The organism is Maribacter orientalis, assembly GCF_900109345.1.
In the GTDB taxonomy this organism is placed as follows: Bacteria; Bacteroidota; Bacteroidia; order Flavobacteriales; family Flavobacteriaceae; genus Maribacter; species Maribacter orientalis.
The window spans coordinates 376,592-401,793 of the sequence record NZ_FNZN01000004.1 but is presented as its reverse complement, the minus strand read 5'-3'; the positions used below and the strand labels follow the sequence as shown (position 1 = coordinate 401,793).

Annotated in this window: 24 protein-coding genes; 4 read left to right on the top strand and 20 right to left on the bottom strand. The window is 35.8% G+C overall.

The window, feature by feature from the left end; all coding sequences use genetic code 11:
- Positions 1–3 precede the first annotated feature (3 nt).
- Entirely contained in the window at positions 4–951 is a 948-nt protein-coding gene (locus BMY56_RS11370; RefSeq protein WP_091624122.1) for an NAD-dependent epimerase/dehydratase family protein, read from the bottom strand.
- A 63-nt stretch (positions 952–1,014) separates the two neighbouring features.
- On the opposite strand from BMY56_RS11370, the gene BMY56_RS11365 reads away from it, so the two are divergent.
- Entirely contained in the window at positions 1,015–1,512 is a 498-nt protein-coding gene (locus BMY56_RS11365) for a hypothetical protein (RefSeq protein ID WP_091624119.1), read from the top strand.
- Entirely contained in the window at positions 1,499–1,990 is a 492-nt protein-coding gene (locus BMY56_RS11360; protein ID WP_091624116.1) for a nuclear transport factor 2 family protein, read from the top strand. Before BMY56_RS11365 ends, BMY56_RS11360 begins: the two co-directional genes overlap by 14 nt.
- A 48-nt stretch (positions 1,991–2,038) precedes the next feature.
- Here the strand turns inward: BMY56_RS11360 and BMY56_RS11355 are convergent, their stop codons facing one another.
- The 4 genes from BMY56_RS11355 to BMY56_RS11340 all read right to left on the bottom strand — a co-directional run bounded on the left by BMY56_RS11355 (position 2,039) and on the right by BMY56_RS11340 (position 6,463).
- Positions 2,039–2,743 (bottom strand): tetratricopeptide repeat protein, encoded by a 705-nt coding sequence (locus tag BMY56_RS11355; RefSeq protein WP_091624114.1) that lies wholly within the window; start codon positions 2,741–2,743, stop codon positions 2,039–2,041.
- A gap of 132 nt (positions 2,744–2,875) precedes the next feature.
- Positions 2,876–3,250, bottom strand: coding sequence for a hypothetical protein (locus BMY56_RS11350; protein WP_091624111.1), 375 nt, complete (start codon positions 3,248–3,250; stop codon positions 2,876–2,878).
- Positions 3,251–3,375: 125 nt separating this feature from the next.
- Entirely contained in the window at positions 3,376–4,185 is an 810-nt protein-coding gene (locus BMY56_RS11345; protein ID WP_091624109.1) for an NAD-dependent epimerase/dehydratase family protein, read from the bottom strand.
- The gene (locus BMY56_RS11340) at positions 4,178–6,463 is read right to left on the bottom strand and encodes a M28 family peptidase (protein WP_091624106.1); all 2,286 of its coding nucleotides are present in this window, start codon (positions 6,461–6,463) and stop codon (positions 4,178–4,180) included. Before BMY56_RS11340 ends, BMY56_RS11345 begins: the two co-directional genes overlap by 8 nt.
- Before the next feature lie 120 nt (positions 6,464–6,583).
- On the opposite strand from BMY56_RS11340, the gene BMY56_RS11335 reads away from it, so the two are divergent.
- Complete coding sequence (locus BMY56_RS11335; RefSeq protein WP_091624103.1) at positions 6,584–7,048, top strand: CBS domain-containing protein; 465 nt, start codon at positions 6,584–6,586, stop codon at positions 7,046–7,048.
- Between the two features lie 60 nt (positions 7,049–7,108).
- Here the strand turns inward: BMY56_RS11335 and BMY56_RS11330 are convergent, their stop codons facing one another.
- From BMY56_RS11330 to BMY56_RS11305, 7 genes are all read right to left on the bottom strand, one after another.
- The gene (locus BMY56_RS11330) at positions 7,109–7,462 is read right to left on the bottom strand and encodes a hypothetical protein (RefSeq protein ID WP_091624100.1); all 354 of its coding nucleotides are present in this window, start codon (positions 7,460–7,462) and stop codon (positions 7,109–7,111) included.
- A gap of 8 nt (positions 7,463–7,470) precedes the next feature.
- Positions 7,471–7,962: a DUF6265 family protein gene (locus BMY56_RS11325; RefSeq protein WP_091624097.1), complete on the bottom strand. Its 492-nt coding sequence runs from the start codon at positions 7,960–7,962 to the stop codon at positions 7,471–7,473.
- 51 nt (positions 7,963–8,013) lie between these two features.
- The gene (locus BMY56_RS11320; protein WP_091624094.1) at positions 8,014–8,397 is read right to left on the bottom strand and encodes a VOC family protein; all 384 of its coding nucleotides are present in this window, start codon (positions 8,395–8,397) and stop codon (positions 8,014–8,016) included.
- 694 nt (positions 8,398–9,091) lie between these two features.
- On the bottom strand, positions 9,092–11,485 hold the full coding sequence (locus BMY56_RS11315) for a DUF2309 domain-containing protein (RefSeq protein WP_091624091.1): 2,394 nt from the start codon (positions 11,483–11,485) through the stop codon (positions 9,092–9,094).
- Positions 11,485–12,969, bottom strand: a complete 1,485-nt coding sequence (locus tag BMY56_RS11310; protein WP_091624088.1) for a proton-conducting transporter transmembrane domain-containing protein — start codon at positions 12,967–12,969, stop codon at positions 11,485–11,487. Before BMY56_RS11310 ends, BMY56_RS11315 begins: the two co-directional genes overlap by 1 nt.
- Before the next feature lie 41 nt (positions 12,970–13,010).
- Positions 13,011–13,181, bottom strand: a complete 171-nt coding sequence (locus tag BMY56_RS18630) for a hypothetical protein (RefSeq protein ID WP_177170958.1) — start codon at positions 13,179–13,181, stop codon at positions 13,011–13,013.
- Positions 13,182–13,259: 78 nt separating this feature from the next.
- Entirely contained in the window at positions 13,260–13,556 is a 297-nt protein-coding gene (locus tag BMY56_RS11305) for a hypothetical protein (RefSeq protein WP_091624085.1), read from the bottom strand.
- Positions 13,557–13,658: 102 nt separating this feature from the next.
- Between BMY56_RS11305 and BMY56_RS11300 the strand changes: the two genes are divergently transcribed.
- Positions 13,659–14,582 (top strand): LysR family transcriptional regulator, encoded by a 924-nt coding sequence (locus tag BMY56_RS11300; RefSeq protein WP_091624082.1) that lies wholly within the window; start codon positions 13,659–13,661, stop codon positions 14,580–14,582.
- Between the two features lie 416 nt (positions 14,583–14,998).
- Here the strand turns inward: BMY56_RS11300 and BMY56_RS11295 are convergent, their stop codons facing one another.
- From BMY56_RS11295 to BMY56_RS11260, 8 genes are all read right to left on the bottom strand, one after another.
- Positions 14,999–15,568: a pentapeptide repeat-containing protein gene (locus BMY56_RS11295; RefSeq protein WP_091624079.1), complete on the bottom strand. Its 570-nt coding sequence runs from the start codon at positions 15,566–15,568 to the stop codon at positions 14,999–15,001.
- 10 nt (positions 15,569–15,578) lie between these two features.
- Entirely contained in the window at positions 15,579–18,731 is a 3,153-nt protein-coding gene (locus tag BMY56_RS11290) for a WD40/YVTN/BNR-like repeat-containing protein (RefSeq protein ID WP_091624076.1), read from the bottom strand.
- A 36-nt stretch (positions 18,732–18,767) separates the two neighbouring features.
- Positions 18,768–20,321, bottom strand: coding sequence for a M20/M25/M40 family metallo-hydrolase (locus BMY56_RS11285; RefSeq protein ID WP_091624073.1), 1,554 nt, complete (start codon positions 20,319–20,321; stop codon positions 18,768–18,770).
- A 75-nt stretch (positions 20,322–20,396) separates the two neighbouring features.
- On the bottom strand, positions 20,397–21,689 hold the full coding sequence (locus tag BMY56_RS11280) for a M20 family metallo-hydrolase (RefSeq protein WP_091624071.1): 1,293 nt from the start codon (positions 21,687–21,689) through the stop codon (positions 20,397–20,399).
- A 6-nt stretch (positions 21,690–21,695) separates the two neighbouring features.
- Positions 21,696–22,658: a 2-hydroxyacid dehydrogenase gene (locus tag BMY56_RS11275; protein ID WP_091624068.1), complete on the bottom strand. Its 963-nt coding sequence runs from the start codon at positions 22,656–22,658 to the stop codon at positions 21,696–21,698.
- The gene (locus BMY56_RS11270) at positions 22,651–23,145 is read right to left on the bottom strand and encodes a VOC family protein (protein ID WP_091624065.1); all 495 of its coding nucleotides are present in this window, start codon (positions 23,143–23,145) and stop codon (positions 22,651–22,653) included. Before BMY56_RS11270 ends, BMY56_RS11275 begins: the two co-directional genes overlap by 8 nt.
- A gap of 3 nt (positions 23,146–23,148) precedes the next feature.
- Positions 23,149–24,312, bottom strand: a complete 1,164-nt coding sequence (locus tag BMY56_RS11265; RefSeq protein ID WP_091624063.1) for a mandelate racemase/muconate lactonizing enzyme family protein — start codon at positions 24,310–24,312, stop codon at positions 23,149–23,151.
- A complete protein-coding gene (locus BMY56_RS11260; protein ID WP_091624060.1) occupies positions 24,312–25,196 on the bottom strand; it encodes a sugar phosphate isomerase/epimerase family protein in 885 nt (294 codons plus the stop codon). The genes BMY56_RS11265 and BMY56_RS11260 overlap by 1 nt, the downstream gene beginning before the upstream one ends.
- Positions 25,197–25,202 lie beyond the last annotated feature (6 nt).

The following is a 25,202-nucleotide window of genomic DNA, read 5'->3' as shown; positions in this document are numbered from 1 at the left end:
AGGCTAAACCCTATTTTTCAAATTTTCTAGCATTGTTTCCGTGGTTTTTTGAAGGTCGAATTCAGCCTTCCATTTCCAATCTTTTTGTGCCTTGGAGTCATCTATACTACTTGGCCAAGAATCGGCGATATTTTGTCTAAAATCAGGTGAGTAATCAATTGTAAATTTTGGTAGAATGGCTTTGATATTTTCAGCCATTTCTTTTGGGGTAAAGCTCATGGCTGCCAAATTGTAAGATGACCTCTCTTTAATTTTACTTTCGGGAGCTTCCATTATCTGTAAGGTGGCACGTATGGCGTCGTCCATAAACATCATGGGCAATTTAGTGTCTTCTTTTAAAAAGCACATGTATGAGCTTTCTGATAAGGCCTTATGGTATATTTCAACAGCATAATCGGTTGTACCACCTCCAGGCATTGTTTTCCAGCTAATAAGTCCAGGGTAACGAATACTACGCACGTCAACATTGAACTTGTTGAAATAATATTCACACCAACGTTCTCCAGATTGCTTACTGATGCCATACACCGTACTCGGTTCCATTATAGTGTTTTGAGGTGTGTTTTCTTTAGGGGTATTTGGTCCAAAAACGGCTATGCTTGAAGGCCAGAAAATTTTATCTATTTTTTTCTCTTTTGCTAAATTCAGTACATTAAACAAGGTATTCATATTCAAGTTCCACGCACGCATCGGAAATTTTTCTGCAGTTGCACTTAACATGGCTGCCATTAAATAAATTTCACTTATATCATAGTATGCAATAACTTCTTCTAAATTATCATAGTTGGTGGCATCTAATATTTCAAAGGGTCCAGACTGCATTAATTCGTCGTTACCTTCTCTAATGTCACTTGCGATGACATGGTCGTTTCCGTATTTTTCCCTGAGGGCTAAAGTTAGTTCCGTTCCAATTTGACCACAAGCTCCAATTATCAATATGTATTTTGGCATTTAAAATAGCGTTAAATGAATATCATATAAAGATACCTTTTCTTAAAATTTGTACATTCGCTTATGCCCAAAATTATTTTTTATTTAATAGTTATACTTCTTGCTTCTTCATGTAAGGAGGCTGTTTCTGAAATAGAAAATGTTCAGGAATGGCAATGGGATGTTACTGATAGTCTTCCCAACAAAGTAAGTATAGATTCAAAAGCACAGACCATACTTAATGATTGGAAAGATTTCATGGCTTTGGAAAGGAGTTTTGATAAGATTTATTCAACTGAAAATAGAGAAGATTTCGTTTTAATAGTTGATGAGTTGGTCGAAAATCAGAAGAAAATGGAAGTGGGTATTTATCCTACTGCTTTTGATATACCTCAAATTAAAGGAAGACAAAAGGTTTTTAAAACATACGTTTTAAAAACAAAAGGTGATTTAGAGTATCGTCAAAACCCAAGGAAATCTTTGATAGAAATGATAACCGCTTTCAATGACCTTAGAAATCAGTTTAATGTAGTAGTAAATAATACGCTGCCAGATGAATTACGTGCAAATGAAGAAAATTAGTGTATTAATTCTGTTTATGGGTACTATGCTTTTTGGGCAAAGTGACGAAAAAATTCTAATTACCAAAGCCTTAGACGATTGGCATGCAGCTGCTGGATCGGCTGATTTTGATACGTATTTTGGACTAATGACCGAAGATGCTGTATTTATTGGAACAGATGCAACTGAAAATTGGCAGAGAGATGAGTTTATAAATTATGCTAAGCCTCATTTTGATAAGGGTAGGGCTTGGAATTTTACTGCTGTCGAGCGAAATATATATGTAAACGGCGAAGCAAATATCGCTTGGTTCGATGAGCTTTTAGATACGCAAATGAAAATTTGTAGAGGTTCTGGTGTTTTGAAAAAAGTAAACGGAAAATGGAAAATAGCTCATTATGTACTTTCTATAGCAGTGCCTAATGAAAATGTAGATGAGTTGGTGAAACTCAAAGGTGAAAAAGATAGTCTATTACTGAAGCAGTTGAAAATGAATTAAAAAAAGCGGATCCATTGGATCCGCTTTTTTTAGTCCTATAGCTTAATATTATTTTTTCTCTTCAGGAGCATCTTTTCTAGATGTTAAAGCTTGCTTGCTTAAACTTGCCAAATTAAAGTTCGGGTCCATTTGTAAAGCTTGATCAATCGTGGCAATAGCTTGATCAATATTATTTTTGTCCATGTTATACTGTATGAGACCTTTAATATGCATAAAGGCTGCTTTTAAAGGAACTTCATAGGGCTGTTGGCGCTCGTAAAAGGCATATTTCATGTCATCAGTTGCATTTGCAAGACCATATTCGACATTTTTCATGGCACCTGCATTGTCCCCTAACTGTACTTTTAAATCTGCTAATTCATAGGCTAAATATGCATTAGGCTCTCTAACGTTCAAAATTTCAAATTGCTCTAAAGCTCTTTTTGGTTGGTTTAAGGCTTTTAAAGAAATCGCCTTAACTTGAACAGCAAGGTCTGAATCAGAATCTACTTTTTCTATACCGATAGTATTTAACGCCTGTAAATGCTGATTGTCATTTGCATAGATGTAAGCAAGTGTATCCATTCTTTCTTTAGAAGGAGACAGTACATTCAAGTGGGTCAGTGCATTAATAACACCATCTACATCACCCTGTATACGCATTTGGTCATAAAATGCTTGATAATGCTTTTCTAATTCTGTCTTCGTTTGTGAATATCCAAAATTGCCAGAAAATAATGTGGCAATTAATACTATCAAAACAGTCTTTTTCATCTTTTTAGTTCTATTTAAGGTGCGCTAAACTATTAAAATATTCTGTATGGTCCTGTTAAGGAAAGCCTTAAATGTTGAAAAAGGAAAAAGGCGCCTACAAGGCGCCTACTAAAATCAATATTTTTTAAACTTTTAAACCAATTCAATGGTATTATTAGAATTTCTAAAAGAGTTTAAAAGTTGTGAATAAAAGCCAATGCTTTTGTTGTCTCTTTCAACACAAGATTTTAAAAATTTACTTAAACTATTAAAAAGTAAATTTGCATAGAATGTTGGCAAATAGGTATTTACCATTTTTGGGTCATATAAACTATCATCTTGTATAACTTCCATCTTTATTCTATGTCGGTGATAATCTATTATTACATTAGTAGCATTATAGTACTTTTTTAATAATGCGACATGTAATTGCTCGTACTTTCTAGAACCGTTCGGATTCTTACAACTTAGGGAGATGAGCTTCTCTAATTCAACTAAAACCCTCTCCCTTAATTTTTCTTTCTTCATGACATTTTGGATTTAAATTGTCATATAAAGATATGTCATTCATCTATAAATTGCTGAAAATCAATGTTTTATTAACTATTTTATGCCCAATATGTTGTGAAAATGAATGTAAGTGTTGTAAAAAGTTAATTTATTGATGTAAGAAAATCATATTCATTAATAAGAAAAAGACTACAGGTAGTTATTAATTTATATGTCTTGTTGTTTTCTGATTCATAGTGGGGTGGAGTTATTCCTTTCTTTAATGCTTCTTTAGTGTAATATTCTTCTTTGGTTGGGTGTTTTGGATACACAGCATTGAGAATCGCATTCCAATGATTATGATGAATAATGGACTTTATTATTCCTATACAATCATCTAAATGAATAAGGTTGATGGGTGCATTGCCACCTTTAAGATTTTCCCTACCGGATAGCATGGTAATCGGATGCCTTTCTGGACCAATTAATCCTCCAAACCGAATAATGGTAGTATGTAATTTTTCATCATTTAGGAATAGATTTTCACACGCCAATAATTGAACTCCAGATGCCGTATTTGGTGCCGGCTTAGTTTTTTCTGTAACTATACCCTCAGCTTCTCCATAAACAGCCGTGCTACTCGCAAAAATTACTTGTTTTATTTCTGTTTTTTTAATGGCGGAATATAAGAGTTTAATTTTTTCGATATAACTTTCCTTTGGACCTTTACCTCTTAAACCAGGAGGAATATTAATGATAAGTATAGATAACGTACTTAAAAATTCTAAAATAGCGCCATTGATACCATCTTCAGAAATTGAAATTTTAAAAGGTTGAATTCCTTTCGATTTCAATAATGCTATCTTTTCTTCTGAAGTGGTTGTACCGCTAATACGATACCCTACTTTATGCAACTCTTCCGCTAATGGAAGCCCTAACCATCCGCAACCAATAATTCCTATGTTTTTAGTCAAATTTTACTTTTTGAATGGTTAAAATGGCATCGTTAAGTACAAACGGCATTGGCATTTCATCCTCTTTCCTTTGAGGTATGGTGAACAAAGCGTTACTCAATAAATCATTCGATGCCTCATAGACTGTTAATTCTAATTTTGCGTCTAAAGGAATTTCAAGGTTTAGTTCTGTATAAACAATATCACTGATGTAATGTGTTATTAGCTTTCCATTCCCTCTGTTTTTTAAATAATATTCAGATAGTTCTATGCCATTTACATTAGCTTTTAATATATCAACCTCATTAGTAAAAACTTCTAGACGATTAATAGCTCTATTCGGTGTAATACAAACTTTTAGCTGTCTAATCGGACCAATAACACTATCTAATTGTATATCGATGTTTGGCGTTGGCACTTCCTTTAAAGGGGCCTTATTGGTATAGGTGAAATTTGAGCCATATTTACTGCTAATCGTATTCTTGGTTAAGGTACTATCTACATAATTTTCATCGGTAATATATTGAGCTGTCCAATCAGATAGAACATTTTCATAAGTTGCCCACATGGCTTTTTCTTCGTCAACATTTAAGACATAAAGTAAGCTGGTAGGTTTCTGACTTTCTTTTGTGAAATTAGATTGCATATGAGCAGACACCATAAAACCTACAAAGAGCAAAAAGCTAAGAAAAGCTAATGCCGCTTTTTGTCGATATTTTGTAATTAGGGGTAATAATAAAAAGAAAATTAAAGTAGTAAGAAGGGTTGTTGCAACCATCATTTTTAAACCTAAACCAACAGGAAACATTGTAACGAATGGCGATAGAATAAATAAGGCAGGTATACCCAGAAACACCAACAAAAATGGGTTCGGATTCTTTTGATTGATATGCACATAAAGAGCAACTAAAAAACTAAATAGAGGCACAATTAAAAATGCTGCACCCTTAAGATAGACGGCTAATAAACTACAAATTATTAGCCATAAAAAAAGAGGAGCCACCAATAAATTGGCTGTTTTCACCATTTTAAATCTATGGTATGCGTAGAAACATGTGCCCAGTGAGAAAAGAGTGAATGCTATAATATAGGCATGACCATTATAGGTGAACCCATGTAACATATCTTTATAGCTCGGATAAAGCCATTTAAGTATCGACCAACTATAAAAACCAACGATTCCGTTAATGCCAAGGGAGAATAATACGGGTATAAAGCCTTTTAAAATGTCTTTACCGTTTAACACCTTCTTTTTAAAACCTACTATTAAAAGAATAATAAAAAATAGAACGGCTAGAATTAGCATGGGTATAATCCACGTAAAAGGGTAGGAGACCATTCTAAAAAACGGCACATTAAAATAGACATTATCATTCAAGCTTTTCAAATTCCCTAAATCAATACTGCTGAAATAATTCAATAGGGGCATTAGATAACTGCCTTGGTGCGCTAAGGTATTTCTATCCAATCGTTCATAATTATCATTTACAGTATGATAATCGAAGTGATCATCGATAAAAGCAAAGTTAAAACCCTCTATATCGGCATCTTCCCTAAACACGGTTAAATCCGTATCATTTGGCAACATTTTATAGATGCTATAGGCCAATGAATTTGCTACTGGAAATTCAGGATTCGCAGTAATGAATTCTGAAATTAAATGGCTATTGCCACGGTTAGTTTCCATCAGCATGTAACTAGGGCCGCCACTACCGCGTGCTTCAAAGTTTAAAACTAGGCCAACATCTTTGAGCCATTCATGTTCGCGGACAAACAAGTCTGCACCATTTAAACCTAATTCTTCAGCATCGGAAATAAGGATGATAATATCGTTTTTAGGATTTGGATTCGTCTTTAGAAAAGCTCTTACCCCTTCAAGTATAGTGGCAACCCCGCTGCCTGCATCACTTGCGCCAAGTGATGAATGCGGATTGCTGTCATAATGACTTAATAATAACAAAGCCTTACCAGATTCTTTCCCTTTAATACGTGCAAGAATATTTTCCGCTTTGCTGAGGTTACCCCAATCACCTGCAGTGTACCCTTCTTGTATTGATGTTTCGAGACCTAATTTTTGAAGTTCTGAGGCGATATATAAACGTACTTTAGCGTGAGCAGGAAAACCAACTGAGTGTGGTTCTTTAGAAATTTCTTTTACATGTACTAGAGCTCTGTCAGTTGAGAATTCAGATTCTACTACTGCATTATCTGCTTTGTATTTGGGCAAGAGCGTACGAAAGCTCCAATAGACTGAAAGAATAACTACGAGTAAAGTTAAAATGGTTGGTGTTTTTTTCATCATTATGATATTCTTTTATAAAGTCATAAATTATTAAAAAATAAGTTGCATACATCGATTTTTATTAGTAAAAATGATATTTTTTAGTATCTTTAGTAATTAACCTCTAAATAAACTGTTATGGGAATCAAAAGTTTTCAAGGCGTTCGAAAGATATTTAAAAAACAATTTGAGGCCCCAATTTTGGTAGCCGATTACATGACGACTAAGTTAATCACTTTTTCGCCAGATGAGTCTATTTTGACCGTAATGGAAAAATTTGCCAAACATCATATTTCAGGCGGACCCGTTTTGGACAATAATGGGTTTTTGGTTGGTATTATTTCAGAGGCAGATTGTATGAAGCAAATTTCTGAAAGTCGTTATTTTAATCAACCTATTTTAGATAAAAGTGTTGAAAATTTCATGACTAAATCTGTTGAGACAATACCTCATGATATTTCAATTTTTGATGCTGCGGGTATTTTTGCTCAACATAATAGAAGAAGATTACCTGTTATGAAAAGCGGTATTCTAGTAGGTCAAATTAGTAGAAAAGATATTGTTATCGCGGCACTTAAGTTAAGCGGTCATAATTGGAAATAGTTTCATTTTTATATTTTTAATAGCTAAAGGCACTCGTAAGAGTGCCATATTTTTTACAAGTTACTCTCGTTTCACAATCATATAAAAATCATTGTCTAAAGGAAGGTATCCTAGGTCATATAAAAAGTAATAGGTAGTTCCTTTTTTTGTCGTGTAGAGATTGGTGACATAATCAAAATCGAAACCTTTATCTAGCAAACGGGTACGTGTGGTTTTGGTTTTGCCATCGGTAAGTTTGTAACTATCTAAAACCTTGTAATTCTTTCGAAGTCGATTGTTAATATTTCGAATTAGGTTTTTACTATCAGGATTAACCTTGTTGTTGTAGGCATTACGGCAGTAGTCGTTACAGAACTTTTTGTCTATACGGCCCATGACTTCCTTTCCACATTCCAAACATTTTTTCTTTTCCATATTAGCTATTACTGTCTATGGTAATTAAATTTTACCTCGTTAGAGGTGCCATCTTCTTCACCAACCTCTACATACATGTTTATCTCTTTATCCGATATGCGTTCTATGGTGAAGTCATCGAAATAAAAGCGGTCTTCTTCTACCTTTACCAACTTAAAATCGATTGTTTCTTCTTTTTCTTCCCAACCACTTAAATCAGCATTAAAGTGCTTAAGTTGTAGAATTAATGTACCGTCTGTTTCAAGTATATGCCCAAATTCATAAAAACTTATCGCGCCATCTGCTACTAACCGAAATGAAAACATCATGACGCCTCCTAATTTCGGACTCCATATTTCTTCAGCTATACCGCCAAAGGCTTCTCCTCTCCAATGACCTGTTAGCCATTCTATATTTTTAAGATTGGATTCTGGACTTGTCATTCCTTCTTCAAAAGAGAAGGTGTTTTGAGCGTGTAATAAGCACGTGGTGCCAATTAAGAATAGCAGAATAAGTTTCATATTCAGGTATTTGTACCAATATACAAATTAAACGTTTACAAACGCCTTTATCTACTTTTCGTAAAACTCAATAGGTAAGTAATCAGGATCGGCAATAAATGTGAATCGCTTTTGAGTGAATTCGTCAACTCGTATTGGCTCAGCAATTACATTGTATGACTTACAATGTGCTATGATTTTATCTAAATCATCTACCTCAAATGCTAAATGTCTGAGTCCGCATGATTCTGGTCTCGATTGTCGTTTTGGAGGATTGGGAAAAGAAAACAGTTCGATGATGTACTCACCATTTAAGGCCAAATCTAGCTTATAAGATTTACGCTCTTCCCGGTATACTTCCCTTATTACCTCTAAACCTAATACATCAGTATAGAATTGTTTGGAAACCTCATAGTCTAAACTTATGATGGCTATATGGTGTACTTTGTTTATCATTCAATTAAGCTTTTGACGATCTTTTCCCTGTATTGCTTTTAGAAAAGTTTATGTTTAGAATCCTTTCTTTCATTTTTTAAAATATGATTTTCTTTGTTCTAGAAATAATTTTGAATTAAGGTTTAAAGATTTTTTGAGTTGTTCATATTTTTCTTTTTAAACCACTAAAAAATCTTCTTTTCCGTCAGAGTGTATTTTCCGTTCAATAATTATTTTTTTAACATTAGTAGTTAACTTGCATCAATTTTAACTTTAGAAAAGAGTGCATTTCTTTTTGCTTTTCCTGCGCTATTTCTGGTGCAATTTAATGTATTCATCGACTGTTTTCGGTTTCATTTTTTGTGATTCTTAAAAGACTCACAATATTGTATATAGTAACAAGTTACAATATTTCTGTTTTTGTGAAGGATGTATAGTTTTTAAGTATTAAATGTATTACCCAGCGCTTATTTATCTTTATGAAGATACTAATACTCATCTTTTGCTCTTTGATATTTAGTGATTTCGTAAAATTTTATAGACTTGCAGTTTTTACTTTTTCTCAAAATAGAGATATACAAATACAATTTTCAATACTTAGTAATACCTGCTTGAAAGGAAAATAAACAAATAAAAAACCACTGCCTTAGCTGTGGTTTTTTATGAATAATACCGAATTTGAACTGAATAATCTTCTTTCTTTGAGAATTAGATTTTATACTAGATTCCCATCTAATATAGTTAGCTCTATTTCTGAACGATATTTTTTTTCATCAAATTGTTTTTCCTTTATAGGAATCCATTTCATGCCGTTTTCGTACCTCTCTACCATATTTTGTTTCAAGGGATCCATGACCATTAAATATATCCACTCATTGTCTAAAAGTGTTTTTAGATGTTCATTTTGTAAAAGAATTTTTTGTACCCGGTCTACCGGTGCTTGTACAAGAACTGTTAGACGCAGAGGTTGATGATACATTTCCTTATCGGATTGGCGTATAGATTGTAAGGGAAGGCCCATTTTAAGATCGCCTCCATTTCCTTGGACCACGCCAAATTTCCCTGTTATGTTGTGGGTAATCTTTGTGCCTCCGCCAAAATTGCAATTATCTACTGTAGAAAAATAATAATGATTGTTAATCCATTGAGTGACTACCATGGGTCCCTGTAGAATACTTTCCAAAGCTTTTCCTTCGGTATCCATTTCCCAGTCGTAAGAGTGAAGAAAACAACGGCTATTAAGATTAACGTTTTTAGTGAGATTCCTAGGGGCTATTATGAAACCTGCATTTTTGGCTAAGCCCCATTCTGGTCTAGTTTCTCCCCAGTTATTAGCTTTTTGCTGGGCTTTAGAAATACTATTTCTATCAACACCAAGCCTATCCTGAGTTGCTGTTTTTTGTGCTTTGAATAAATCCGATTTTACTTGAAGTAATAGTTTTTGATGCGAATTCGGTACTTCAGTATCAAATATCTCAATCTTATCTGTAGTGGTATTATGTTCGGCCCCTAGAAATATTGTAGTATGTGGAATGATAATTTTATACTTATTTAGGAGTGCCAATCTAACTTCAGAAAGATTTGCCAACTTAGCCAGCATACGGGCATTGTGTCTACCTGGACTTGCTGCACATGCACCACAATCTAGACTGGAACCGAACGGATTGTTCGCAGAATGACTACCGTGGCCTACAAAAAGTACCAAAGGCGAAAAGTATTTCCAACCAGTTAGGTCAAAAGCGGATTTTACAATAGCCACTTGTTCATCTAAAGGAATTCCATAATTAGAGTCGTCAACAGTTAAACTATTGATTTTTGGTTCGCAGATATGCTCAAATGAAGATGTGTTTTTTATTTTGAGTTTATAAAAATAACCTGGTACAAGAGTGCGTGCCAGTATTGAAAGGCCATAAAATAATCCTGACCCTTCTACATATCCGAAAGCAGAGGGTAGCATATTCTTCATTCGAGATAGAAAATATTCTCCGAATTTGAAGATTTCATTCTTCTTTTTATACGCTAGTACCTTTTCTATTTTCCTCGCTTGTGGTATTTCAGAAACTTGATATGATGAAGACACAATTGGTGGACATGATTTACGAGACAGACCGTTGTTTAAGTCTTTATAGTCCATTGCAATCCCGAAAAATCCTGCATATCCAAAAGTTTCATAATTACCTTTAGTTTCCACATGCCTCCTCATAAGTTCAGATCTTGTATCGATACAAAAGACCATTTGAGCATCTGGAGATTTTACTCTTGGCTGGTTATTTTTAATTTCTTTAGATTTCTCTTCTAAAGTATATATCAATTGGTCTTGCCAACTTTTTTCCCAGGCCTTTAACCATAAATACTGAAGTAATTCTATGCTGCTATCCTTTTTTGGCTCTTCATTTTGTGGAATAATAGGGATTTTTAGCTGTTGGGCTACATATAACCGTACCGCCAAATAATCCTCTATGTTTATAGGATATTTTTGCTGCCAAGGTGAATTAGATTCAAACCTGTGGTTAATATATCCCGTCCATCCAGGCAAAGCTGCTAAATGATAAACTAAGATTTTAATATAGTCATCTTTTAAATGGTCTTTTAAAACACATGCTAAGGCATCAGAGCTAGTTTTTGGAATATCACTATTTCTCAATATTTCCAAATCATTATCATAAGGAGCTAAGGAGCGCCAAGCTTTATAAAACCCTTTTTCTTTTCCGGGCATATTCCATTCTGCAAGGCCCTCATCCAAAAAGGCGGATAGCCATTTCACCATAATTCTATCTAAATCGTGAAAGCTATTTTTTTTCTCTGTCGGTATTTGCGATTCCAATTGACGAAGGTAGAATTCTGGAGTATTGGTGAGTCCGTTCTGTTTCAGCAGGTGCAATATATTTTCCTTTGCAATTTCTCCTTTTTCCCATGCTTGTCGGTAGAGAGTAGCTTCTGGAAAAACTCTCGCATTCAAAAGTTTTTTGGCGTCGCTTACAGCGACTTTAAAAGGCGATTTTTCATACCCCGAAAGTGGGTTGGAGGTCACAAAGGAGTACAATGGCCAAGTCTTTCCAAAAATTTTAGAGGCTTCTTCGATACTTTTTAGAATATTTTGCTGGTTCATTAGAAGTTTGATTTATAAAATAATATGGATTTTTTATAGGGCTGAGACAGGTTAAGAAGTTTTACATATAACCAGGGAATCTTGCGGTAAAACCCAAGTTTCATAATGAAAAACCCTGCTAAGAAAATAATGCCAAAAACTATCTGTAGAGAGGAAAGCGGCAAGGGTACAGAAATCATTGGCATGTCTGCTAACATAAGGGTTACTACATTATATAGCATTGCATACGTGCCTATGCCTAAGAAAAAAAGTAAGGGCGGCAAAATGATTTTTTGAGAAATTGATAGACTTCGCTCCTTTACGATATTATAGGTTACCTGACCTACGGTAATCGCTACTATTAAAGTTAGGAAAATACTACTATCTATTTGGGTTCCCTTTCCTGTAAGCAAAACGAAAAGTGTGGCTCCAAGAACTCCAAATAAAATAACAATGACTGCTTGTAGCGGTCTTATCTTAATTTCTAATGGGGTTCGCGGTTGTGAATGTGCGATTTCTTCCCCAGAAGATAGAAATAGATAGGCCTTATAAAACCCGTGAAGAATTAAGTGTACTATGGCCGCATTGAAAAATCCCAACCCGCATTGCATAATCATAAAACCCATTTGAGCTATGGTAGAGCATGCTAATTTTTGTTTTACATTAACTTGTAAAAGCTTGGTGAACTGAGCAATGATTGCGGTAAGTCCCCCAACAATCAATAGAATATTAAATGTGTTAGATGTAAAGATTAAGGTAGAAAATAAAGCTAATACTATTCCCGAACCATTTACAAAACCTGCGTGCATAAGTGCTGAGGCAGGCGTAGGCGATGTCATGGATGAAAGCAACCAACGATGGAAAGGGTAAATGGCAGATTGTATAAAAGCTGCAACAATGATGCAAAGAGCTGCTATGAAAACAATGTGCTTTGGTAGATTCTCTAGTATAGGAATTATTTTACTTATGGTAAAGGTTCCACTTTCATATGCCAATAGAAGTAATCCAGAACTTAGGAATAAACTACCAGTAAGAAAATAGCGAAAAGTAAATTTTAAAGCTTCCCGTGCCTCTCCCCATTCAGAATCTATACCGATTAAATAAGACATAAAACTGCCCATCATCAGCCAGCTAAATAGTAATAGTAATACATGATTAGACATGACTAAAAGCATTACTGAAAGCGTAAACCCAATGCATAGCAACATGAATTTGGTATGGTGTTTAAAGCCTTGTAGATAGGTTTTCGCATAACTACTTACAATGGCACTGAAGAAGGTGACGGTTGTCCAGATTAAAATAGTGAAACCATTAATTTTTAATATAGTTCCTTTAGACCATTCAGGTATCGTAGGATAAAAATATAAGGCGTACATAATATTTCCAATAAATAATAACCACAGAAAAAGTGGAATAATATTTATAAGTGCTATAGAAAGGGAGGTATTGTTTTTTTTGTTTGTTTTAAAGGTCGTTTCTTCTTGTGGCTTGTTTTCAAGAATCATATGCAGATTTTAAAAGAATTTTTAATTTTTGGATGTAAAATCTATTGTTTTCTGTTTTCGCCCAGCTTGGCAATAAATACGAAACTTAAAATGACGCTACAGATTAAAATACGGTCTAAAAAAATGGCTTCATTTACATAGGACATTAGAATTAATAATGCAAGTAAGATTATGCCCATTACCGGTAGAATAGTAGATTTTGAAAATTGCATGTTCGATTTTTTTAGTGAAAGATGTTGTTAAAAAGTTCAATAAATAGGATTTTGATGGTCTAATTATTTGCTTGATTCTTATTCAGAAACCTTGATTTCCAAAATCCCGTTGATTACATATTTTCTACCAATTTCTTTGGTATCTACTAGGAACTCTTTGGTATTTAATTTTTCTTTTAGAAGTTCTTTAATTCGACCGTCCAAAAGGTCTGTTTTACAAATGTGATTTCCTTCCCACAGCTGAAGCCTTTGTAGTTTGTGAAAGTTGATTTTTTCATCGATAAGTGACATAATAATATCGTTGGCTTCCGGCGAAGTGAATTCACCTTTGACCAATTGAATTTTTTTTGTTGAGGTTACTTTTTTTGTTTCCATTTTAAGACTATTAAGATTAATTACTATTTCTTTAAGCAAAGATTATGTATTTTAATTATAAATTTTTATTTATATTAGTTATACTATACATAAACAAATTTTATGCATTATACGTTGCACCAACTTCAAATATTTTTAAAAATAACCCAAATACAGAGTATTACTAAAGCTGCTGAGGAGCTCCATTTGACCCAGCCTGCAGTTTCTATTCAGTTAAAAAATTTTCAAGACCAGTTTCCTATTCCCTTGACCGAGGTGGTAGGTAGAAAGCTTTATATCACAGATTTCGGAAAGGAAATAGCCTTGGCAGCGGAAAAAATACTAAATGAGGTTTATGCTATTAATTACAAAACCTTGGCATACCAAGGTTCCCTTTCAGGGAGGCTCAAAATATCTATAGTATCAACTGGTAAATATGTAATGCCTTATTTTTTATCTGACTTTATGAAGATTAATTCGGGGGTAGATCTTGTTATGGATGTTACCAATAAGGCGAGAGTGGTTGAAAATCTAGAATTGAACGAAGTAGATTTTGCACTGGTTTCGGTTTTACCTAATAAATTGAAAGTGAACAGGGTGGAACTGATGTCTAATAGATTGTTTTATGTAGGTAGTTCAGATCTTAAGTTTAAGGGAGCTCCAAACAAAAAGAAATTGTTTGAAGACCTGCCCTTAATTTATAGAGAACAGGGATCGGCGACTAGAAATGCGATGGTAACTTTTATTGAAACGAATAAGTTTTCTGTACAAAAAAAGATTCAACTAACCTCAAATGAAGCAGTTAAACAAGCAGTAGTTTCTGGGTTAGGATGTTCTATAATGCCTTTAATCGGTATTAAAAATGAGCTTAAATGTGGAGATTTGCAAATTATACCTGTAAAAGGACTTCCCCTCGTAACGACTTGGAATTTAATTTGGCTGAAATCAAAGAAATTGTCTCCTACTGCAAGTGCCTTACTTGAATTTTTGGAAAAACAAAAGGAAGATATCATAAAAGAGAAATTTGCCTGGATCAATAATTTTTAATCTTACAACAAAAGTATTCTCGGCAGAATTTTATTGGAATCTTTTGTTTAAATGCCTTTATCTAAGAAATATTGAGTTTCCCGAATTCTTTAATCATTTATTTGAACTTTTCGAATTGCAACACGTTGGCCCTGACGCATTCTTTTTTTAAATTTAGTTGATGTTAATTAGATTAACACTAACCTTATTTTGATTTTTTTAACCTCTTTTCTTCTTTTTTTTCTTTAGCTGTTTTTACCGGTGCCTTTTTTACATTTTTCTTTGCGTCTTGACCTTTTCCCATGATAATTTTTATTTAATAATTAGTAATATATGTTTTTACTCCTTGGTTATAATCAATTCTGTTAATGGACGTTATTTTTTGTCTCTTGCCTTGTAGTTAAATTCAATTTAAGCTTTTTATAAATTTCTTATTACTAGACTATCTTAAGTTTATATTTCTGTAATAAACCGACAAGGCCATCATTTGTAAAAATGGCACCTGTCATCTTATTGTTTTCGGGGTCAATGTTATAATTAAAAGCAGTGCTGAAATCTGTCTTTTCAAGATTAGTTCTAGAAAAAATTGTGCGATTTAAATCGCACGAATCAAAGTTCGCTTTACTTAGGTCGCTATCTGAAAATTCTGCTTCATTCAGTTTACACGATACAAAGAACTGCCCCACAAGTTTTAATTCATTAAAAATTGCATAACTGAGATTGCAGTCAAAAAACGATATGTCAATCAAAAACGTATTACATGTATTAAAAGCCGCTCCCATAAGTTTACAATGTGAGAACTTCACTTCTTTAAAGGTGGTGTTCACAATATTTGTATTACTTAAATTACATTCTATAAATTCACATTCCATGAATATTTGGTTATCCAAATATCCTTCGGAAAAGTTACATCCTTCAAAAACGCAATTTTCATATTCTGCTCTTGGCAAACGAGTTTTAGTATAATCTTCCCCTTTATAAATTGTGTCAATAATTAAATTGTTCAATTCGTCGTATCTATTTTTTATTGGATAATATTAGTGCTGGAATTTCTAAACTTCTAAACGCCTCATTATATGTGGCCATTTCAGTAGTAATAATCGCATTTTGCTCTGTTTTAAACATTCCCCATTGCGCTAAAAGGTCTTGTAGCCTAACCTTCGCACCTGCGGTAACTTTTGGTTCTACTACATCAATGTAACCTCTTAAATTTAATAATTGGGCATTTAACTTATTTTCAAAATTGATTACATCTTGAAAAGTTTTTTGATTCGGTTGTATTAAATTTTCTTCCCAAGCGGTAATTCGTTTCACTAAAGAATCTCCTTGCTTTAATAGAGATTCAGCTTTTTCATTGTCTTTTAAGAGTTTGGCATAATATTTCAATTGTGCCTTTGCCGAACGCATAGAATTCACTGAATTGTGCATATCTACCACAGCAGCCTCTATAGTCTTTAAAAGTTCTTGTTGCTCAGCATAATCGGCTAGGCTACTTTTCACTTTCGGGTTCGGTAAAATTTTGACGGTAGTTTCTGAGGTGCTTGTCCCTAAAGTTATTTTTAAGGTATAGTCTCCGGGGCCTACTGTTGAACCATCATGACCACCCAAAACAAACACCTTGTCAACTGCGGGCAAACTTTCTCTTTTAAAATCCCAAGTAAATCGATTATATCCTTTTTTAGAAGGTAACACATTTGGTTTAGATGGACCGCCAGGCCATGATTTGAAATCTTTTGGTTTTTGGTTGGAAATGGTACGAATGACTTCACCGTCTTTTATCACCTCTAATTTAAGTTCTGTACTATCTTGTTTTTCAATTAAATAGTAATCAAACGTTACTCCACTTTTAGGATTGCTCCCTAACCCCGGAACAGGTTTGTCACTTGATCCACCCATAAACAAATAGGTGTCTTTGGGTTGAAAAATAGAAACCTCTTGTTTGGGTGTTTTTATATTTTGTAACGTAGCCAAATCATCTAAAATCCAAAATGCACGACCGGCAGTGGCAACTACCAAATCATTATCTTGAATGGTTAGGTCATTTATAGGAGTCAAAGGTAGATTTAGTTGTAAGGGCTGCCAATATAGGCCGTCATCCAAAGAGATAAAAAGACCTGTTTCGGTACCTGCATATAGTAAACCTTTTACCTTTTTGTCTTCACGAACAACACGGGTAAATGTATTATCACCTGTTATTCCATTGGTAATCTTCATCCAAGTTGTTCCGTAATCAGTGGTTTTAAAAATATAGTTGTCAAAATCCATTGACTTATATCGCATAAGTACAATATAGGCCGTGGCTGGGTCATGTGGAGATACTTCAATACTATTAATAATTCCTTCTTTAATACCTGTTGGCGTAACGTTGGTCCAATTTACACCACCGTCTTTTGTAACATGTACCAAACCATCATCGCTGCCAGACCAAAGAACACCTTCTTCATGTGAAGACTCGGTAAGGTAAGTAAGCGTGTTGTATATTTCACCACCTGCAGCTTCGTTGGTAAATGGCCCACCTCCTAGACCGTGTTTGTCAGTTTCATTTCGGGTTAAATCGGGACTAATAACAGACCAGCTTTGGCCTTCGTCTGTAGATTTGAAAACAACGTTACCACCGTGGTAAATCGTTTTTCTGTCGTGTGGCGATGTAATAATCGGAGCATTCCAGTTATAGCGATATTTTGCATTTTCGGGCGAGATACTTAAACCAAGTTCTGGATATTCTTTAATAGGTTTTGATTCTTTTGTATTAGCATCCCACTTATCAATATTTCCTTGGTAAGTACCACCATAAATCAATTTTGGATTGTCTGGGTCAAAAGCTAAAAAAGCACTTTCTCCACCCGCAACTGCATACCAATCTTTCCAATCGATACCATCATCATTGGTTCTAGATGCTATGGCGACTGTAGAATTATCTTGCTGGCCACCATATACATTGTAAGGCACTAAATTATCTGTTATCACCCTATAAAATTGTGCTGTGTTTTGGTTTTCTTGGGTGCTCCAGCTTTTACCTCCATTGTTTGATACATTGGATCCGCCGTCATTTGAATTTATCATACGTTGATTGTTCAAAGGGTCGATCCATAAATGGTGATTGTCACCGTGCGGAGTAGATAATGGGGAAAAAGATTTGCCGCCATCAATGGATTTGGTCACTGGGGCGTTCAAAACATAAACAATATTCTCATTTTGTGTATCCGCAAAAATCTCCATGTAATACCATGATCGCGTAATATTGATACGGTCTTTATTGATCAGTGTCCACTTCTTACCCGCGTCATCAGATCTATAAACACCTCCTTTTTCGCCTTCAGCCTCAATTACAGCAAATACCCGCTCAGGATTTGCCCGAGATACTGAAACACCGATTTTACCCATTTCTTTAGGTAGACCTTCGGTTACTTGTTTCCAAGTATCTCCGCCATCGGTAGATTTGTAGATGCCCGAATTTTTACCGCCAGATTCCATCGTCCAAGGAAAACGTCTGTGTTGCCACATTGCAGCATACAGTATCGTTGGGTTCGTCATATCCATAGAAAGTGAAGAAGCACCTGTTATATTATCTATAAAAAGAACATTCTCCCAAGTTTCGCCACCATCTATAGTTTTATAAATACCACGTTGAGAAGAAGGTCCGTATTGTGCTCCTTGGGCTGAAATCAAAATAATATCAGGATTGGTTGGGTGTATGATAACATCAGAAATATGTCTAGTTTCATCTAACCCCATATGCTTCCATGTTTTACCTGCATCGGTAGATTTGTAAACACCATCACCCATAGAAGTCATTACCCCTCTAGCGGCATGTTCGCCCATACCGGCAATAACAATATTGGGATTGCTTTCAGATACGGAAATGGCACCTACGGTCGCAGTTTTCAAGAATCCGTCAGAAATATTATTCCATGTAATTCCGTCATCGGTAGTTTTCCAAATTCCACCTCCAACAGTTCCCATGTAATAGGTCATTGGTTGACCAACCACTCCGGTTGATGCAACACTTCTACCGCCTCTAAACGGACCTATATTTCGCCATTTTAATCCTTGAAAAAGTGAGTCTTCGAGTTTAATCGTTGGCTCGGTGACCTTATTTTTTCTACGTTGCGATTGAAGTGCTAAAGGAGAAATAAGGAGTAGTAAAAGTAAAAGTTTGATGGTTCTCATGATGTGGTTGGTTTTTGTTCTTTTTATTTGGAAAATTTATTCTTGACCTCCATTGCGTTTCGGACTTCTAGGATCAGGCCATGTGGCTTGTTCGCCAGTTCTTGAATCTTTTCCTAATACCGCTTTTTCCCTCGATGTTTTTTCAGGGTCTTCACACGCCATATAGGTTAGAATGGCTGTAAGAATTGCATTGTTGCGAACATCATCAAAAACGATTTTATCATACGTATCCAAGTTTGTATGCCACGTATAGTTCCAATAATCCCAACTTAGGGAGCTTAATGAAAAAGCGGGTGCACCGGCTGCAACAAAGGAAGCGTAATCAGAACCTCCACGGCCTGGCGACCCAGGGAACGTAGTTTCTATTTCATTTTTATACGTTTCAGGAACAGCCTCTAACCAACGACCTAAATAATCATAGGCATGAAGAAAACCTTGACCTGAAAGATTAACTACACGACCAGTACCATTATCTTGGTTGAAAACAGCTTGTACGCCTGCAACAATTTCTGGATGGTCTTGTACAAAAGAGCTTGAGCCGTTCAATCCTTGTTCTTCACTACCCCAATGCCCAATTAAGATGGTTCGTTTAGGGTTAGGATACACTTTTTTAAGGATACGGGCAGCCTCTAACATGGTAATAGTACCTGTACCATTATCTGTGGCACCTGTCGCTCCATCCCAAGAATCGAAATGTGCTGATAGAATTACATACTCATCTGGGAATTCAGTTCCTGGTATGGTAGCAATAGTATTGAAGGTCGGTACTTTACCCAAATCTTTCGATTCTGCTACTATTTTTATCTGTGGATCAACACCATGCTCAACCATACGGTATAACATGCCATAATCTTCTAAGGAGATATCTACAGCAGGAATTTTTTCGGTACCTGCACTGAATATCTTATTCGCTCCAAAACCTTCTGACCATCTTGATTGGGCAATACCTACTGCACCTGCTTTTTCAAAAGCAGCATTGATATTTCTACTGGTATACCCCGTATTACTAATATTCTGCCTCCAAATTTTTTCTAATGAATCGCGTTCCGTTTTCATTTTTTCAAAAGATACTTTGGTCGCGTATTCTTCCCAGTTTTCATCTGGTCGACCGGTAGGCTGTAACATGCTTACCATTACAATTTTACCTTTTACATTAGGTAGCCATTTAACAAAGGCCAAAGAATCAGAGAAGCTTGGTAATGTAATTAAAGATGCAGTAACGCCTTTTTTATGTGTACTAGGGTTCCAAGCCAATTGTGTGGCATGAAGTGATGCTACGCGAGGCGACACCATATCTACATGGGTGATGCCGCGTTGCCAACCTTTCCAAGTTCCCCATTGTTGGTTTTCTGCAGAAATGCCCCATTTTTTATAGGTGTTAATGGCCCAATCATGAGCAGTTTTCATTTCGGGGGTTCCTACTAATCTCGGTCCGTTAAGGTCCATTAATTCGAAGGCTAGTTGTTCAAGCTGTGAATTTCCATTACCTTCTTTTTCAATGGCGGCAACAATATCTTTTTGGGTTTGTGCAGTTATAATAGAACTGTAAAGTAATAGCGTTATAGCTAAAAGAGATAGTAGTTTTCTCATAAGAATATGTTCTTTGGTTTGAGTTAACTAAAGATAATACTATTGAAAAAAACAGTGTTCTGAAAGTGGTTAAAATTATAACGATTTATCCAACGCTAAAATAGTTTTCAATAACACATTGGCGCCGTTTGCCATATCGGAAGCGGAAGTGAATTCTTTCGGCGAATGACTAATGCCACCTTTGCTCGGAACGAATATCATTCCTGTAGGTGCAATTAATGCCATGTCTTGAGCATCATGGCCAGCACCACTTGGCATAGACTTATAACTTAGCCCAAGTGAATTGATGCTTTTTTCTATTTCCTTTTGAATAGTTGAATCCATTATTGCGGGATCAGCCGTGGTATCCAAAGCGTAAAACTTAATTTCGACACCCGATGCTTTACTAATCGCTAAAGCTCGTTTTTCAATTTCTTGATATACTTTTTCAATAACTTCGGATGAAAGGTCACGTATTTCTAGGCTAGAAACTACTTTGCCAGGAATCACATTGGGCGCACCCGGTTCAGCAGATATTCTGCCGACAGTGGCAACTTGAGCGCCCTCAAAACTAGTCGCTACCTCGTTTACGGCGATGATAAATTTTGCAGCGGCCAATAAGGCATCTTGTCTCGCATTCATAGGTGTGGTGCCCGCGTGATTGGCAAAACCATTGAATTCAACATTCCACCATTTTAGACCTACGATGCCTTCCACAATACCAATAGCAAGATTTTCTTTTTCTAGTATACCGCCTTGCTCAATATGTAATTCTAAGAACGCTGCAACATCCCCTTTTTTTCGAGCGACATCTGCAAGTCTGGTGGTATCACCACCTAATCGCATCATGCCTTCACCAATGGTATATCCTGTAGAATTTTTAACAGGAAATGCAGTTTTGTTCAATTGGCCAGCAATCGCTCTGCTACCTACAACACCACCTTCTTCATTTGAAAAAATAATAATTTCTAAAGGATGTTTTGTTTTAACGTTGTTTTCATCGAGCACCTTTAGAACTTCTAAGGCAGCCATGCTTCCAACACAGCCGTCATAATTTCCACCATGCGGCACACGGTCTATATGTGAACCAAAAGAAATTGGCTTTTTAGAAGCATTGGTTCCTTTTCGAATACCAATTATATTTCCGGCGAAATCGATATGGGTTTCTATGCCCATTTCTTTTAATTCGGAGATTACCCATTTTTGCGCGGCAAGATCTGCATCACTAAAAGCTACTCGTTCTGTTTCTCCGTTTTCTTGAATTCCAAATTGGGCTAGTTCGGTTATTCTTTTTTCTAAACGGTCTTGGTTAACCGTAAGTTGAGCATATAGCCCAATTATTGGATTAATCAGTAAAACGATAAACAGTAGACTTTTGTAATTTTTCATAGTATTCTAGTTGGTACTCAATTCATTTCTATTGTAAATACAATTGGCCATAGGTTGTGCACCTGCTAAAATGGCTAAGGTATTATCAACAGTCATGGTACACATTTTTGTGTAGGTGGTTTTTGTTAAACTGCCCAAATGTGCAGTAATTAAAACATTATCTAATTGTAAAAGTGGGTCGTTGGTATCGGGTGGTTCTTGTGCTAAAACGTCTGCTGCGAAACCTGCTATTTTTTTATTCTGTAAGGCACTGTACAATTCCTTTTGGTTTATGATACCACCTCTTGCGGTGTTTACCAATAAAGCATTAGATTTCATTTTTGAAAATGCGCTGGCATTCAATAAATTTTCTGTCTGTGGAGTCAAGGGCAGATGAAGACTAATACTATCTGATGTGCTTAAAAGTGCATCAAAATCTAAAAAAGGGTAGGGGACTTCTTCTTTTTTGGCACTCCAATACACAACGTTCATTCCCAAAGATGTTCCAATTTTCGCCACTTTTCTACCAATATTTCCCATACCGATAATACCTAAGGTTTTACCGTGACTTTCATCACCAATATAGGTACCTCTATCGGCCCATCTATTCTCTTTTACCATAGTAATGGCGTTATACAAATTGCGCTGAAGCATTAATAAAATAGCGATGGTATGTTCTGCAATAGTATCGGCGTTCGAATTAGGAGCGTTTACTACTTTTATATTTCTTTTAGTAGCTTCTGATACATCAATATTATCTAACCCTACGCCACATCTAGAAATTACTCGTAAGTGGGTAAGTTTATCCATTAAATCGGTACGAACTTGACCTTTACCTCGTGTGATTATAGCATCGATTCTTTCCGTTGAAATATAATGAAGTAGCGTTGTTTCATCAAAACCTTTCAAAATCTGTATATTCTCAGCAGCTTCCAATAGTTGCATTGCCTCATCTGCAACGGTTTCTAATAAAAGGATGTTCTTACTCATCAGATTTATGATAAAGGGTGGCGTCTTTAGATTTGTAACCACGGAAATCATTTCTTCCGGAGACATATATTCCTTCTTTATATAATTCGTCCTCGAATATTTTTGGGTCAATATAATCACCTGGCACAGAAGATAATTCCACTAAATTTCCAGATGGGTCACGAACAAACATTTGAATGGCACCATCAGGTAGTTGACGAACTTTCCCCCATGGTTTAATATCGATAACACCTAATTCCTTCATCCGAAAAAACATCGTATTAATATCATCTACCTGTACGCAAATATGCCCTCTAAATGAACAGGTATCTTCCCACTCAGTTAGATGCAATTGCTGTTCTTCGTTAAACTTAAAAAATGCCGTTGGATAATCGAATAGAAATGCGGGAATAGCCTCTAAGCCCAATTCTTCTTCATAAAATTTACAGGCTTCCTCTAAGTTGCTAACAACAAGTGCTACGTGATTTATTTTTACTGCTTTTGCCATTGTCTATTGTTTAAAGTCTTTTACAAAATCCCAATTAGGGGTAAGTCCTAAGCCTGGTTTATCAGGTGCTGTGAGCATACCTTCCTTATCCACGACTATATTTTCTTCCACCAAATCATACATCATTGGGTTGCCCCCTAATGAAAATTCAATAACATTTGCTGATGGGGAAGCGAACGCTACAGAAAGTCCCGCCATAAAAGAAAAGGCAGATCCCCAACAATGCGGTGCCAGTTCTAATTGATATGTATGTGCCAATTGCGATACACGCATGGCTTCGGTAATTCCACCAATAATGGCGCAATCAGGCTGTAAAACATCTAAAGCCCGTTCTGCAATTAAATCCCGTACGTCAAAAGCGGTGTATTCACTTTCGCCAGCTGCAATAGGTATAAAGGTATTCGCACGTACTTCTGCAGTACCGATTTTGTTATCGGGACTAATAGGCTCTTCAAACCAGTATAAATTACAATCTTCGACCCCTTTTGTAAATTGTTTGGCTTCTGGTACGCTAAAAGTACCATGAGCATCAGTCATTAATTTAATATGGTCAGGCAATGCTTCTCTTGCTGCTTTTACCCTTTTAATACTTTCGGCAACGGTTTGGTCCATAATACCAACGCGCATTTTTACCCCACTGAATCCTTTTGAGGTGTAGCCTAATAATTGTTCGCCTATAGCATCTGCTTTTGCCCAACCACCACTTGCATAAGCGGGCATTTTATCACGACAGCTGCCACCCAATAATTCAACTACTGGTGCGCCTAAAGTTTTGCCTTTAATATCCCACAGTGCGGTATCAATTCCGCTCATGGCAGAAATCGTTAATCCCCTTCTCCCTAAAATCGGGAATTTGCGTCCACGAGACAACGAGTAATGGTCTCTTGTTCCATTATAGATATGTTCCCATATACGAGATATATTACGGGCGTCTTTACCAATCAATTGTGGCTTCAGTTCATTTTCAATGCAGCTTACAATTGAAGCACATGAACCTGATGATCCTACTGCAGCTTTTGCTTCTCCAAAACCTTGAAGTCCTGTATCTGTAGTTACTACGACCAAGGTCATGTCAAAATTGGTCAGTAACCCATAATCTGAAAAGTGTTGTTTTTCTTTTGGGATAGGACAGCGTAACCAATACGCTTCTACATTGGTAATTTTCATTAGATAAGTGCTTTTAATGTATCGATTGATTTTTTGGTGAGCATAGTGTAAAACTCATCGGTAACGGCAGAACTACCATGGTCTTCTAAAAACTTCTTTTGTTCAGCAGTTAGGCCTTCAGGATTTGTTTCAATGGAATTCGGATATGGATTCGCAGGTGTACGGTCTAATGGTGAACAAAATTCTACCGACAGCACCTTGTCATATTCAATTTCTTTTAGCGTACTAATAATTTTAGGCCAGTTGAGGTGTCCCATACCTGGTGCCATACGATTGTTGTCGGCCACATGAAAATTAACAAGTCGTTTACCGATTTTTTTCATGGTATTGAACATATTTTCCTCCTCCAAGTTCATATGAAAAGTGTCTAGACAAACTCCGCAGTTCGGACCAACAGCTTCTGCCAATGCCAAAGCTTGTTCGCCTCGGTTAATGAAATAGGTTTCAAATCGGTTAATAGGTTCAATTCCGATTTTTAGCCCATGGTCTTCTGTGTATTTATATATTTCTTGAATCCCTTCAACTGCCCATTCCCATTCCTCTTCTGGTCTGGCATCGGGTACTATTTTACCAACTGTTGCAGGTACTAACGAAATAACCGTACCACCCAATTCATACACCATTTTGGCAACGTCTTTTACATATTGAACCGACATTTTACGTTGAGCCGGATTTTTAGCCAATAAATTTCTTTGCTCAAGCATAAGGGTAACAGATCCCCAGCACTTGATGCCATAGAGGTCTAAAAGCAATTGTGCCTTTTGAGTGTCATAGCTTTCTGGGGCACCCTGTATTTCGATATGAGTATAATCTAATTTATTAATTCTATTGAGTGTATGCTCTAGAGATTCGGCGCGCATCCAATTATGTATGGCTAATTCCATTTGTAA

Excerpts from the sequence above, each read along its gene's own strand:
- BMY56_RS11370 (WP_091624122.1), bottom strand. The coding sequence starts at position 951 with ATGCCAAAATACATATTGATAATTGGAGCTTGTGGTCAAATTGGAACG.
- BMY56_RS11365 (WP_091624119.1), top strand. The coding sequence starts at position 1,015 with ATGCCCAAAATTATTTTTTATTTAATAGTTATACTTCTTGCTTCTTCA.
- BMY56_RS11360 (WP_091624116.1), top strand. The coding sequence starts at position 1,499 with ATGAAGAAAATTAGTGTATTAATTCTGTTTATGGGTACTATGCTTTTT.
- BMY56_RS11355 (WP_091624114.1), bottom strand. The coding sequence starts at position 2,743 with ATGAAAAAGACTGTTTTGATAGTATTAATTGCCACATTATTTTCTGGC.
- BMY56_RS11350 (WP_091624111.1), bottom strand. The coding sequence starts at position 3,250 with ATGAAGAAAGAAAAATTAAGGGAGAGGGTTTTAGTTGAATTAGAGAAG.
- BMY56_RS11340 (WP_091624106.1), bottom strand. The coding sequence starts at position 6,463 with ATGAAAAAAACACCAACCATTTTAACTTTACTCGTAGTTATTCTTTCA.
- BMY56_RS11335 (WP_091624103.1), top strand. The coding sequence starts at position 6,584 with ATGGGAATCAAAAGTTTTCAAGGCGTTCGAAAGATATTTAAAAAACAA.
- BMY56_RS11330 (WP_091624100.1), bottom strand. The coding sequence starts at position 7,462 with ATGGAAAAGAAAAAATGTTTGGAATGTGGAAAGGAAGTCATGGGCCGT.
- BMY56_RS11325 (WP_091624097.1), bottom strand. The coding sequence starts at position 7,962 with ATGAAACTTATTCTGCTATTCTTAATTGGCACCACGTGCTTATTACAC.
- BMY56_RS11320 (WP_091624094.1), bottom strand. The coding sequence starts at position 8,397 with ATGATAAACAAAGTACACCATATAGCCATCATAAGTTTAGACTATGAG.
- BMY56_RS11315 (WP_091624091.1), bottom strand. The coding sequence starts at position 11,485 with ATGAACCAGCAAAATATTCTAAAAAGTATCGAAGAAGCCTCTAAAATT.
- BMY56_RS11310 (WP_091624088.1), bottom strand. The coding sequence starts at position 12,969 with ATGATTCTTGAAAACAAGCCACAAGAAGAAACGACCTTTAAAACAAAC.
- BMY56_RS18630 (WP_177170958.1), bottom strand. The coding sequence starts at position 13,181 with ATGCAATTTTCAAAATCTACTATTCTACCGGTAATGGGCATAATCTTA.
- BMY56_RS11305 (WP_091624085.1), bottom strand. The coding sequence starts at position 13,556 with ATGGAAACAAAAAAAGTAACCTCAACAAAAAAAATTCAATTGGTCAAA.
- BMY56_RS11300 (WP_091624082.1), top strand. The coding sequence starts at position 13,659 with ATGCATTATACGTTGCACCAACTTCAAATATTTTTAAAAATAACCCAA.
- BMY56_RS11290 (WP_091624076.1), bottom strand. The coding sequence starts at position 18,731 with ATGAGAACCATCAAACTTTTACTTTTACTACTCCTTATTTCTCCTTTA.
- BMY56_RS11285 (WP_091624073.1), bottom strand. The coding sequence starts at position 20,321 with ATGAGAAAACTACTATCTCTTTTAGCTATAACGCTATTACTTTACAGT.
- BMY56_RS11280 (WP_091624071.1), bottom strand. The coding sequence starts at position 21,689 with ATGAAAAATTACAAAAGTCTACTGTTTATCGTTTTACTGATTAATCCA.
- BMY56_RS11275 (WP_091624068.1), bottom strand. The coding sequence starts at position 22,658 with ATGAGTAAGAACATCCTTTTATTAGAAACCGTTGCAGATGAGGCAATG.
- BMY56_RS11270 (WP_091624065.1), bottom strand. The coding sequence starts at position 23,145 with ATGGCAAAAGCAGTAAAAATAAATCACGTAGCACTTGTTGTTAGCAAC.
- BMY56_RS11265 (WP_091624063.1), bottom strand. The coding sequence starts at position 24,312 with ATGAAAATTACCAATGTAGAAGCGTATTGGTTACGCTGTCCTATCCCA.
- BMY56_RS11260 (WP_091624060.1), bottom strand. The coding sequence starts at position 25,196 with ATGGAATTAGCCATACATAATTGGATGCGCGCCGAATCTCTAGAGCAT.